Origin of the sequence: Uliginosibacterium silvisoli, from assembly GCF_036017035.1 — a bacterium.
GTDB lineage: Bacteria > Pseudomonadota > Gammaproteobacteria > Burkholderiales > Rhodocyclaceae > Viridibacterium > Viridibacterium silvisoli.
On record NZ_JAYXHS010000003.1, the window covers coordinates 352,442 to 364,732 of the forward strand.

Below are 12,291 nucleotides of genomic sequence, written 5' to 3' on the forward strand. Positions count from 1 at the left end.
CCGGAGTGCCGTGTATCGATGAACCATTCCCGGACCGCTGGGATCTCGAATATCGATACATGCTCAACGTGACCAGATTGCTCACGGGCCAAAACCAGATTTCAATCGCCCGTTTGTGGAGATGCCTGTACGTCCATGCCATCCGCGACTGGAGGTGCTTTGGAAAGGAAGCCCCGCTTCTGAGCGACGTCGCCTATCAGAAAACCTCACACAACTGGTGGTACGAGGCGCTTGGACATCCCATGGGTAAGCGTCCAGGGGCATTCACTCCTGAGATCGACGCGTTCTTCCATAGCGGCTCTTCCGCTGGCCGCATCCTAGCGATGATCGTACTTCTTGAAAAAGATCATTCTTGGGCAGTCGGCTACTGTTCCAAAAGAGCCTTGAACTGAGAACTGTGTGCAGAATCCGTGTGCGCAAATCAAACGAGACGCACTTTTCTAAGTCACCTGTCTGTAACTCCTAAAAGGACTTCTAAATGACGAAAACGTATGCACAGCTCCAGAAGCAGATCACCGCCCTGACACGTGAGGCAGAAGCACTAAAACGCAAGGAAGCAGCTGAAGTTGTCGCTCGCATCAAGCAAGCTATCGAAGCTTACGGTTTGACAGCGAGCGACCTTGGTTTAAGCGCGAAGCGTGGTCCGAAGCCAAAGCTCGATCAAGACTCAACGAAGAAGGCGACGACTAAAACAAAGAAGAAGCGCTCCCAGATCAAGTACCGGGATGGCACAGACAATACCTGGGTTGGACGTGGTCCTCGACCACAATGGCTCCGCGACGCGCTGGCGCAAGGGAAAGCTCTCGAGGACTTTGCGGTTTGATGAGCACCAACGCGCAAGCCGGTGACGCATATTCGGCCAAAGCGGTCGGTCGCGGTAACAACGCACAACGACCGCTGCCACCAATTAGCCGCCAGCGACGTTCATCCTTCGCACGGAAGGTCATGGACTTGCACTCACTTTTGGCACAGCCGGTCGGACGCGACCGCGGCACCTTGGGGCACTATCTCGACGGGACTTGGTCACGGCGCCCGTGCTCACTGGCGATTGCCCCGAGCCCGGCAATTGCGAAGCTGTGCAGATGTGTAATGACAACTTTGCGAGGCATACGACGGGTTTGATCCAGAGGGCCGGGTGCGCCCCTCGCGCCCAGCAGCAGCATCGTGCACGGCGCCACCACGCTGACCACGCAGCGCACGAGCGCGGGGTCGTCCGCAGGAATCGCCGTGATGTCGCTGAGTATCTGCTTAACGATGGACAGCTTGGCGATCACTTCCGCCTGAAACAGTACAGGGAAATGCCCTGAAGGCGCGAAGACTTCCTTGGCCAGCACGTGGATATGCCATCCCAGCTGACGTCTGGTCGCTTGCCGTACCAGGCCGCCAATCATTGCGCGCAACTTCGCCGTTGCGGACAGGCTGCTTTCAGCAATGCGGCGCAGATCGTCCAGATCGACAAGGCGTCGGTGGGCCTCAATCAGCACGGCCTGGTAGAGCCCTTCACGGCTGCCAAAGTAGTAGTGGATCAAGGACAGGCTCACTTCCGCCCGGGCCGCCACTGCTTTGGCTGTGGTCGTTGCGTAGCCGTCTGCGGCGAAGAGTTCGCCTCCCGCCTCCAAGAGTCGCTCGCGGGTTGCATCGCCGTCGGTGCGGCGTCTATTTAATGATTTCGTCATCATTCTGCATTGAAAAATGTTGTGTCAGCGATTAATCTGCAGATACGAGATTGAATCCGATTCAAACTCGTCCGCAGCCGCGCTCCCCGGTCATATCTCTTTAGTGTTTTGCGCGCGGCGAGTCAGGCATCAACGTTTTTTGATTTTCTAGCACGGGCCAAGCCCTTCTAGCTCATCAATAACAGTCACAACTCAACAGGGGAACAGCATGCAAACACAGCACTGGTTCTACACCGTCTGGCCGTTCATAGGGATAGGCGGCGCAATCGTAATGTTTGTCATGCTGTTGGCGACCGACACATTCCGCGCGAGCACCACAGTATCGCGATGGCGTGATCCGGAGTGGCTGGCATGGCTGGCGGTGCCGTTTTACTGGGTCCATCAGTTCGAGGAATACAGCCTGCCGACGATTGGTCTTCCTTACTCCATTCAAGAAATGATCTGCGAGAAGATCGGATTCCCGCCGTATCCGGATTGCCCGATTCCGCTGGCCTTCTACCCAGTGGTGAACATCGCACTCATGTGGTTCGGGGCACCGCTCGCGGCATACATTTTCAGGCGCAACGTCCTTATCGGCCTCAGTTTCTGGGGTCTGCTCTTCGCCAATGGATTTGTGCACACCTTCGGCGGAATCGCGGCGGGCGCTTACAACACCGGTTTGTGGAGTGCGCTCTTCCTATTCATTCCGTTCTCTCTCTGGGTCATTTACGTCAGCGCGATTCGCGGCCCATACAGTGGCAAGGTCGTGGGCACGGCATACGCCGCCGGAGCTCTCACGCACACGTTCCTTTTCATGGGCTACGGGCTTTACAAGGCCGGGCTGTTCGGCGATGCGGGCCTACTGGCCTATGCCGCGCTGGTCGGATTCATGCCGATCATCTTGGCGGCCATTGCCAGCAAGTTCTTCAAACCTGAATCGTTGCGGCCAGTTCCGCCGCGATAGACAAGCGCGTCCTGGAGCAAGCCCGGGTCACTCGATTCCTTCGATATCGGAAAGGCGATATGCGCTCCTCCTCGCCAAGTCTTCGTTGCGGGCGCGCATTGTTGCCGCGCATGGTGTCGTGCACGGCATTGGCGCTTTGTGGCCCTTGGGCGTTTGCGCAAACGGCAGCGCCCAGCGTGCCGACCGACAAGGCACAGGAATCTGCGCCAGCGCCGGAGAAGCCATCCCCATGGCTTCTCGCACCGGTTTTCACCAGCAATCCGAAACTTGGCACAACACTAGGTGCGACCGCGGGCTACCTGACTCGATTCGACGAGAAGTCTCGCCCTTCAATGTTCGCCACGACTTTGCAGTACTCGAGCACCGACTCGATTGTCGCAGGAGCGTTTGCGAGGACCTCCTATGACGAGGACCGCCAGCGGCTGAACATCGGTATGACCTACGGCAATATCAAGAACGACTACACCGACTATCTCGGCACCGGCGTTCCCTTGAAGAACAATGCCGAGTTGAGGTCAGGCATCCTGCGCTATCTCTACCGGGTTTCTGGCGACTGGTTTATCGGCGTTCAGGGGATCTATCAGAACTTCACAATTGCGGGCGCTACAGCATTCGATGAACAGGTGCTCGACGTCCTCGGTGTCGCTCCCTACAAGTCGGGCGGCCTGGGCGTCGTCGGCTATTACGATTCGCGCGACAACGACTTCAAACCAAGCCGAGGCTGGGTCGTCAGCCTGAACAATCTGGCCTACCGCGAGGCCTTGGGTGGTGCCAATAATTTTGACGTCTACCGCGCCGACTTCCGTCACTACATTCCGCATGGCGATGGCAATGTATTCGCACTTCGGCAGCTCAATCACCTGACCAGTGATGCGCCTACGCAAAACCTCGCGCCAGTTCAATTACGCGGCTACAAGACGGGTCAGTACACCGGCAAGTACGTGTCGCAGTTCGAGGGTGAAGAGCGCTTCAAGCTTGCACAGAGATGGACGGCCACGTTGTTCGCGGCCCTTTCCTGCACCTACGGCAACGGCAAGAGTTGCTCGGACAATTCCAACCTCTTTCCAATGGCGGGCGCGGGCGTTCAGTACATCCTTAAACCCGAAGTGGGTATCGTCCTGAATCTTGAATATGCACAAGGCAAAGCCGGCAACAGCGGCGTGATCCTGAAGACGGGCTACACCTTCTAATGTCACGCAGGAAATATTTGATCGGCCACTGATGTCCGGGCCGCACCTGCAATAGCCCAAGAGCACTTTCCTCTTCCAGGTTCGGTTGTTAGGCTTTGAGCCTGCCCACCGTCGGCCAACGACAGACATCACTACAGAGCGGCCGTTCATGGAATTGAGCGTCACCGTCCGCTTCGGCCGAGAAGCTGTCATAAGCCTCACGGAGCAATCGTTCCGTCGTCAATCGTTGTCGCGGCTGCAATTCAGCCACGATTCTCCAGTCCCACGCCTACGTTGAATTTCTCCTTCTGGGTGCGCATAAAATGCGCTAATCGACAAAGCGCTCCGAATTACGAGTTTTTTATTTCAAGCGCCCGACTGAATCGCGGAATTCGTCGAGTTTTTACGACTTTTCGGCATCAGATTTACCTTTATCCTCGGGCAAAACTCAATGAAATCGCGACTCACAGTTACGAGTTTTTTATCGTCGAATATCAAGCGCAGTAACAAAAAAGCCCCGATGAAAATCGGGGCTTTTTTATTGGGCAAGCGCCGGATCAGCTACGCGCCTGCGATGCGTCAGAGATAGATGACCGCAGGGAAAACTGTCACGGCCAGAACGTAAATCAGCCATTCGAGATTACGGCGCCCCAGAAAACCGGTGAAATGCATGATGAGTATGGCAATCGCAACACAGTAGTAAACGTAGAACCACATCAGGCAAACACTCCAGCAACAAGTCCAACGCCAATCCACACGGCAGCAACTACAAGCTGGCCGCCACTCTTCTTCTTTTCTGATTACTCTTCGATGTGCCGCAGCGACAGATCGATCGCACGCACGTCCTTGGTCAGGCCGCCAACGGAAATACGATCCACGCCTGTTTCGGCAATCTCGCGCACGCGCTCCAAACCCACGCCTCCGGAGGCTTCGAGCTGCGCTCGCCCTGCGGTGACACTGACCGCTTCGCGCATTTCGTCAATCGACATATTGTCCAGCAAGACCATGCGGGCGCCAGCCGCAAGCGCCTCCTTCAGCTCGTCGAGGCTCTCCACCTCGATTTCGATGAAAGCATTCGAAGGGGCGATTTCCAGCGCACGCTTCAGCGCCTGCTTCACACCGCCCGCAGCAATGATGTGGTTTTCCTTGATCAGGACGCCATCGTAGAGGCCGATACGGTGATTCTGTCCACCGCCCATGCACACCGCATACTTCTGCGCCAGACGCAGGCCCGGCAAAGTCTTGCGGGTATCGACGATACGTGCCTTGGTCCCCGCCACTGCGGCCACGAAACGCGAGGTCGTGGTGGCGGTGCCGGAAAGCAGTTGCAGGAAGTTCAGCGCGGTACGCTCGGCCGTCAGCAGGCTGCGCGCACTCGCAAAGATGTCGCACAACACCTGGCCAGCCTTGATCTGGTCTCCATCGCGGGCATGCCATACGACGGAAGACTCCGGATCCAGCATCTGGAATACGGTATCGAACCAGGCTGCACCGCAGAGCACGGCATCCTGTCGTGTCACGACGCGCCCCGTTGCAGTCGCAGCTAAGGGAATCAACTGTGCTGTAAGATCGCCCGTGCCGATATCTTCAGCAAGCGCGCTGGCGACTTCCCGCTGAATCTCGACGCGCAATTGCTGGCTCATCTGATGAGCTGCTGGATGAATTGCTGGTTGGGTCAAGGCCATGATCGTAGGTACTGCCAGGTGATCTGATGGCACGATTGTACACGCAGGGAGCAATTCATGAAGGATGTCGCACCAAGCATCGTTACGGCCCTGAGTGTCAGTCTTGGCACTATCCTGGCGCTGATCATCATTGCCTTGCTGGTTTATTGGTACGTACAGGACATCACGCAGAAGAAACACACCATTCTGCGCAACTACCCTATCGTCGGCCGGCTGCGTTATTTCTTCGAGCAACTCGGCGAATACTTCCGCCAGTATTTCTTTCTCGGCGATCGCGACGAGATGCCGTTCGATCGCTCGACGCGCTCGTGGATCTATCGGCTGGCGAAGAACGAAGGCGGCGTCATCGGTTTCGGCTCGACCTATCGCCTGATGGAGCCCGGCTCGTTGATCTTCGTGAACGCGCCCTTTGCGGTGCTTGAAGAGGACCGCCTGCCAACACCGCCGCTCATCATTGGCGCTGACCACTGCGAGACGCCTTTCACCGCGCGCTCCATCGTGAATGTCAGCGGCATGAGCTTCGGCGCCATATCAAAACCTGCAATACAGGCGCTCTCCAAAGGTGCCCACAACGCAGGATGCTGGATGGGTACAGGCGAAGGCGGCCTGTCGCCGTACCACCTCGAAGGCGGCTGCGACCTCATCATGCAGATCGGTACGGCGAAGTACGGCGTGCGCGACAGCGACGGCGCATTCTCGCTGGAGCGCCTGCGTGCACTCGCTGCGCACGAAACGGTGCGCGCGTTCGAAATCAAGCTCGGCCAGGGCGCAAAGCCGGGCAAGGGTGGCGTGCTGCCGGGCGCCAAGGTCACGCCTGAAATTGCGCGCATTCGCGGCATACCTGCAGGCCTCGATTCGATCAGCCCGAACCGGCACACGGATATTGCCAATATGCGCGAGCTCCTGGACTTCATCGAGCGTGTGCGCGACGTCACGGGCAAACCGGTAGGCATCAAGACGCCGCTCGGCGGCTGGCAGTTCATGAACGAGCTGTGCGAAGAAACGCTGCGGCGTGGTCTGCATGCTGCGCCCGACTTCCTCATCATCGATGGCGGCGAAGGCGGCTCCGGCGCAGCGCCGCAAGCGCTCGCGGACCACGTCGCCCTGTCCATTACGGAGGCCCTGCCACGCGCGGTAGATGCGCTGATTGCGGCGGGCATGAAAGAGCGCGTCAAGGTCGTCGCCTCGGGCAAGATCGTCACCTCGGCACGCGCAGCATGGGCACTGGCCTGCGGCGCCGATTTCGTGAATACGGCGCGCGGCTTCATGTTCGCCCTGGGCTGCATCCAGGCCTTGCGGTGCCACACCAACACCTGCCCGACCGGGGTCTCCACACACGACCAGAAGCTGCAGCGCGGCCTCGTCGTGGAGGACAAGACCACACGTGTCGCCAACTACTGCGACAACATGAATCGCGAAATCGACACGATTGCCCACTCCTGCGGTTTGCGTCACGCACGCGAATTCCGCCGGGAACACGTACGCATTACGCAGCCGACGGGACGCACCGAGGCGCTGTCAACGATTTATCCCTACCCCGCTACATCGTCCTGAGCTCTGCCCGCGATTGCCACCACGATCCCCGAAGCCGCGACGATCAGCATGCCCAGCAGCGTGTACCCGTCAGGCAATTGCCCGAAAATCAGCCAACCGAGCAAGCCCGCCCAAACGAGTTGCAGGTAGGTCACCGGCGCAAGCAGCGAGGCCGGCGCGTCACGGTAGGCCAGCGTAAAGCAAAGGTGACCCACAAAACCCAGGACGCCCAGGCTGCCATACAACACAGCGTCCAGCAGTGACGGCATCGCCTCGAACCAGAACCAGGGCAGGCTTACGCCGAACAATACGGTGCCCACCAGCGCCGAGTAGTAGAGCATGACGATCGGGTTCTCCGTGTGGCTAAGGATGCGCGTCATCAATTGGTAAGCCGTGCCTGCCAGCGCGGTCATCAATGCAAATCCCACGCCGATGGCATCAAGATCGCCGCCTGGCCGCACGACCAGAAGCACCCCCGAGAAGCCAACGAGGACAGCGACCCAACGCACCACTCCAATGCGTTCCTGCAATACGGGGCGAGCCAGCAAGACCACCAGCAAGGGGGCTACGAAGAGAATCGATGTTGCCTCCGCCAGCGGCAAGCGGCGCAGCGCGAACATCATGAACAAGGTGATGAAGAACAGGCACAGCGAGCGCAGCAGAATGAGAGCCCGCCGCTGCGTGTGAAGCAGCGTGCGCCCCATCGAGGGTCCGAAGATGACGGTCATCAGCAGCAGGTGCACCCCGTAACGCAGCCAGGCCACCTGGGGCACGGGATGGCGCAACGCGAGATAGCGGGACACGGCATCCATGCCGGAAAAAAACAACAAGGCCAGCGCGTAGACCAGCATGCCGCGTAGCGGTACGCGCGGCGTACCCGCAGAAGGGAGAAGACGGAGCATCAGGGAAGCGGCGGCAACAGACAGGAAGCGGTCAGGACGACAATATGCACCAGACCTGGCGAGAAACATATTCGGGATTGAATGGCCCGGGCGAACAGACACGCGCCCGACACGCAACGCCTGCACACCCGACAGTACTACGCCCCAAAGAACGCCCCGTCGCATGCGGGGCATATTGGTTCAAAAGATTCCGCGGCCGTGCTCGGCAAGTGGCTCACCCTGCAGGCGGTACGCCCATGTAAATCAAGGTCTGGAGGCGTCAGATGGAGGCGGAGCTGGCAACCCAAGCGGCTGATCTTCCAGCGTACCGAGTGCCCCCGCCGCGTCGGAAGCAGTCGCCGGGGAGTTGGCCGACCCCACTTCCGGCAGCATGGACTCGATCAGGATGGCCACACGCCGATTACGCGCACGCCCTTCCTGCGTCGAATTGTCGGCAACCGGCCGCTGGTCGCCATAACCCGCGGCAGTGAGCCTGCGTGGATCAACTCCTGCGCCTGCAAACAAGCGCACGACCGACGAAGCGCGCACGGCCGACAACTCCCAGTTCGACGCAAACATGGGCGTACTGATCGGAATCGTGTCGGTGTGTCCTTCGATGGTCACCGGGAATTCAGCCGGCGCAATGACTGCAGCCACCGCCATCAACGCACGCGTGGCGGGCGGCCCCAGCGCCGCTTCGCCCGGAGAAAACAGCACGCTTGCGTTGATTTCCACGGCAATGCCATGAATGCCTTCGTTCACCCTAACCTGCCCGCCTTTGACCAGAGGCTCGAGCACGCGACGAATCTCGTCCGCCATATTGCGCATCTTGGCGCGCTGTTTGGCGCGTTGCGCCTCGACTTGCGGATCGGCCTTGGGCGTATGTGCAATGATCACTGGAACCGGCGAGCCCGTAGCACTGGGGGGGGAAACAATGGTCGCCCCGATCACATTGGCCTCGCTCCGGAAGGCGTTCACCAGCGAGTCGGACAGCACCCGGTATTTGCCTTCGTTGACCGAGCTGACGGCGTACATGACAACGAAAAAGGCGAACAGCAATGTGATGAAGTCCGCGTAGGACACCAGCCATCGCTCGTGATTCTCGTGTTCTTCTTCGTGCCGCTTTCTCGCCATGCCGTCAGTTTTCCTGTCAAGGACCCGCAATTCCTTCAGACATATCGGCAGGCTTGTACCGTAACTTGACAGGCCCGGCCCCCGAAAACAAAAAGCCGTGGCATGCCACGGCTTTCTGTCATGTCACACCGACGCTCCGGCATGAGAGCTCCAGCGCCTACTCCGGCGCCACACCGCGAGGCACTCGGAACAGCTCGGTCGTCGTAATGACCTTGGTTTCAAGTGCACTCAATTCAGGGAGCGGCGCGCAATCCTCGCGCTTGCGTGCCTCGGGCAGACAACCCAGCACGCTGGCGTTCTTCTTCACGTCGGGATGCATGACCAGGATCGCACCCACGGAAAAGCTACCTGCACCCGTATTCGGAAAGGCGTACTTCAGCCAGACCGAGAAAGGAAAGTCCACCACGCTCTTGAGATTCTTGCTGTCGTCCGATGTCTTGCTGAAGTCGAAGTACTGCGCGCGTGCGGACAGCTCCACCACGGATCTTTCCACACTCACGTCACCCGAGAACATGCGCTGCGTGCCGGCCAGGAACATGCGTGCGCAAGCGTAACCACAGACACCCTGCACAACGGTCGTCACCTTTGCATCATGAACCGCGTGGGCTGCATACAGTGCGTCCTGAAAATCACTGCCGGTAGGTCCTTTCAGGATGACGAACTTGATTTCCGGCACAAGCGCAGTCTTGAGCTTGAGGACGTCATCGCCCGTTACCATCCCCGACAGCGTCAATACATTACCCTTGGCAACGTATTCCATTGAATTTGCAGCCGCAACGCCTGCGGCGAGCGAGCATGCCAATACGGCACGCAGCAGCGACATCCGGTTCATTCTTGTCCCCTTGTTTTGTTGTCCAGACCAGACAGGCCTGTTCTATGTGCATGGCATTCTACGCACTACACAGGGGGAATTGCACAACCGGAGATTTTTCGGGCGCACAGAGCCGCCATGCTGCAGTGAGCAGCACCACAACGACTGACCGCGAATCAGGCAACGGCGCGCAGACGCAAACGCTCGGTGATCTGCTCGGCAGACACGGGCCGGCTAAAGAAGAAGCCCTGCATTTCATCGCAGCCCACTGCGCTGAGTGCTTCGACCTGTTCCTCGGTCTCAACACCTTCGGCCACCATGTGCAGGCCAAAGCCTTGCGCGACGCCCGCAATAGCCGACACGATGGGATGCTGGGCGCAGTTGAGGCCCAATTCCTGCACGAAGCTGCGATCGATCTTCAGGCTATTCACCGGCAGTTTCAGGAGATAGGCCAAGGAGGAGAATCCGGTGCCAAAATCGTCGATCGATACACCAATGCCCTGGTCGCGCAGCAGACGGATCTTCTGTGACACGCTGTCTGCGTTATGTAGCAAGGAGCTTTCGGTGATTTCGATCTCTAGCGTGCCAGCCCGTATGCCGTACTGACGTGCCGTGCTTGCTACACGCTCGACGATGTCATCACGATCGAAATCGCGCGGGGACAGATTCAAAGACAAGCGCATGTCCTGACAGGGGCCGCGCTGCCACGCCCCCAACTGCGCGCACGCCTTCTCGATCACGCAGTCACTGATGGCATGAATCAGGCTGGTGTCCTCTGCGATCGGGATGAATTCGACGGGTGGAATTTCGCCCTTGACGGGGTGACACCAGCGCACCAGTGCTTCGACGCCGACGACGCGCTGATGCTGCATGCTGTATTTCGGCTGGTATTCGAGATACAGCTCATCGCGATCAATGGCGCGCTGCAACTCGCGCTCCAGCGTAATGCGCTGCATATGGGCCGCATCCATCTCGGGCTGGAAGTAGCTGTACTTGTTCTTGCCATGTGTCTTGACGCTGTACATGGCGATGTCGGCGCGCTGGATCAGTTGATCCGCAGTATTGCCATCGCGTGGAAAGATCGAGATGCCAAGACTGACCGTCGCGCGTAACTCGGTCCCGCCGATCTGGAAGACGGGTCGCAGCTCCTTGAAGATCTTGTCGGCGATCGTAGTGGCATCGTCGACGGATGCCAGATCAGGCAAGAGGATGGTGAACTCGTCACCACCCTGCCGCGCAAGCGTGTCGCCACGTCGCAGGCAACGTTTGAGGCGCGTGGCCAACCCATGCAACAGCTTGTCTCCCTCTGCATGGCCGAAGCTGTCATTCACGAGCTTGAAGCGATCGAGGTCGACAAACATCACGCCCAGCAGGCTATCTCGCCGCTGTGCCTGGGCAATGGAAACGTTGAGTCTGTCCTTGAACAGCGTGCGATTGGGCAGGCCGGTGAGCTGATCGTGGTAAGCCTGATAGGCAATCATCTCCTCGGCGCGTTTGCGCTCCGAGATATCGCGTGCCACCGCGTAGGTGCCGATGAAACGCCGCGGCATATTGCCATCGCTACCCGCGTACATGCCCATTGAATTGAGCGCGATGGTGACGAAAGCGTTGCCGGGCGTAAAGCCATCCACGCCCGACATGCCGTTGCCCCGTCGCAAACGCAATTCGATATTGGCGGAAGACCGACCACCGGTGCGCCGTTCGCACATGGCGAAGTGGCCGCTGTCGTGATCGTCCTCCCACAACAGTCTCTGGTATGGCTGGCCGATCAATTCGTGGCGCGGCATGCCAAGCAGCGATTCAACACGCGTGTTGATGTAGCTGATTCGCCCGTCCGGCGTGAGCGTGAAAATGAGGTCGAGCGAGCTCTCCACGACATAGCGATGCAAGCGCTCCGACTGCACCAGCCGCGAGCGCATCGCTTCGTTGCTGCGCGCGAGTTCAACCTTGCGTAGCGCGCTATCGACTGCGTGACGGAGTTGATCGGGGTGATAGGGTTTGCGCAGGTAGTCGCACGCGCCGCGTCGCAGACCGCCGACGACGGCTTCGATGGTGTCTTCGCCGCTGATGATGATGACGGCTTCCGGACGGTTACGACTGCGCAGCCATTCCATCACCGACAAACCGGTTGCATCCGGCAGGCGATAGTCGAGCATGACGAGATTGAAGCTGCGTGCCTCCAGCTCCAGCAAGGCTTCCGCCACGCTTGGAACGTAGACGAACTCCCGGTCTTCCGTCCCCAGCAAAGCGATCATGCTTTCGCCAAGCATGACATCGTCCTCAACCACGAGAATGCTGTCGATCAGGCTGAAAACTGCCGTCTCGGTAGGGTCAGAAAAAAGGCGTTCGAACTCGGACGATGCGTGGTCCGTTATATGGAAGGTTTCCCCCGAAACTTTCAACGTTTCCATCTGTACGCTCGCCCCCTCAGCTGCGAAGAAGTATCAATATCACAAAAA

At 58.8% G+C, this 12,291-nt stretch carries 12 protein-coding genes; 5 read left to right on the forward strand and 7 right to left on the reverse strand.

The genetic code is table 11. From position 1 onward, the window contains the following. Positions 1-59 precede the first annotated feature (59 nt). Positions 60-392 (forward strand): hypothetical protein, encoded by a 333-nt coding sequence (locus VVD49_RS16395; RefSeq protein WP_327600286.1) that lies wholly within the window; start codon positions 60-62, stop codon positions 390-392. An 86-nt stretch (positions 393-478) separates the two neighbouring features. Beyond that, positions 479-823, forward strand: coding sequence for an H-NS histone family protein (locus VVD49_RS16400; RefSeq protein ID WP_327600287.1), 345 nt, complete (start codon positions 479-481; stop codon positions 821-823). Between the two features lie 181 nt (positions 824-1,004). Here VVD49_RS16400 and VVD49_RS16405 read toward each other — a convergent pair whose 3' ends face one another. Beyond that, positions 1,005-1,679 carry a TetR/AcrR family transcriptional regulator gene (locus VVD49_RS16405; protein ID WP_327600288.1) on the reverse strand — a complete coding sequence of 225 codons (675 nt, stop codon included), beginning with the start codon at positions 1,677-1,679 and terminating at the stop codon, positions 1,005-1,007. 205 nt (positions 1,680-1,884) lie between these two features. Between VVD49_RS16405 and VVD49_RS16410 the strand changes: the two genes are divergently transcribed. Together VVD49_RS16410 and VVD49_RS16415 are read left to right on the forward strand one after the other, a co-directional pair. Further along, complete coding sequence (locus VVD49_RS16410) at positions 1,885-2,619, forward strand: HXXEE domain-containing protein (protein ID WP_327600289.1); 735 nt, start codon at positions 1,885-1,887, stop codon at positions 2,617-2,619. Between the two features lie 176 nt (positions 2,620-2,795). Beyond that, a complete protein-coding gene (locus VVD49_RS16415) occupies positions 2,796-3,809 on the forward strand; it encodes a BamA/TamA family outer membrane protein (protein ID WP_327600290.1) in 1,014 nt (337 codons plus the stop codon). Between the two features lie 558 nt (positions 3,810-4,367). On the opposite strand, the gene VVD49_RS16420 is transcribed toward VVD49_RS16415, so the two are convergent. Both VVD49_RS16420 and nadC read right to left on the reverse strand, forming a co-directional pair. Next, positions 4,368-4,505 (reverse strand): hypothetical protein, encoded by a 138-nt coding sequence (locus VVD49_RS16420; RefSeq protein WP_327600291.1) that lies wholly within the window; start codon positions 4,503-4,505, stop codon positions 4,368-4,370. 83 nt (positions 4,506-4,588) lie between these two features. Next, the gene (gene nadC / locus VVD49_RS16425; RefSeq protein ID WP_327600292.1) at positions 4,589-5,431 is read right to left on the reverse strand and encodes a carboxylating nicotinate-nucleotide diphosphorylase; all 843 of its coding nucleotides are present in this window, start codon (positions 5,429-5,431) and stop codon (positions 4,589-4,591) included. Between the two features lie 99 nt (positions 5,432-5,530). Here nadC and VVD49_RS16430 point away from each other — a divergent pair, with 99 nt between their 5' ends. Continuing rightward, complete coding sequence (locus VVD49_RS16430) at positions 5,531-7,027, forward strand: FMN-binding glutamate synthase family protein (RefSeq protein ID WP_327600293.1); 1,497 nt, start codon at positions 5,531-5,533, stop codon at positions 7,025-7,027. Here VVD49_RS16430 and VVD49_RS16435 read toward each other — a convergent pair. The 4 genes from VVD49_RS16435 to VVD49_RS16450 form a co-directional block, all read right to left on the reverse strand. Beyond that, complete coding sequence (locus tag VVD49_RS16435; protein WP_327600294.1) at positions 7,006-7,908, reverse strand: DMT family transporter; 903 nt, start codon at positions 7,906-7,908, stop codon at positions 7,006-7,008. The genes VVD49_RS16430 and VVD49_RS16435 overlap by 22 nt on opposite strands. Positions 7,909-8,151: 243 nt before the next feature. Continuing rightward, positions 8,152-9,021: a flagellar motor protein MotD gene (gene motD, locus VVD49_RS16440; RefSeq protein ID WP_327600295.1), complete on the reverse strand. Its 870-nt coding sequence runs from the start codon at positions 9,019-9,021 to the stop codon at positions 8,152-8,154. 157 nt (positions 9,022-9,178) lie between these two features. Next, on the reverse strand, positions 9,179-9,853 hold the full coding sequence (locus VVD49_RS16445; RefSeq protein ID WP_327600296.1) for a hypothetical protein: 675 nt from the start codon (positions 9,851-9,853) through the stop codon (positions 9,179-9,181). Between the two features lie 155 nt (positions 9,854-10,008). Further along, positions 10,009-12,243 (reverse strand): EAL domain-containing response regulator, encoded by a 2,235-nt coding sequence (locus tag VVD49_RS16450; RefSeq protein ID WP_327600297.1) that lies wholly within the window; start codon positions 12,241-12,243, stop codon positions 10,009-10,011. Between the last annotated feature and the right edge of the window lie 48 nt (positions 12,244-12,291).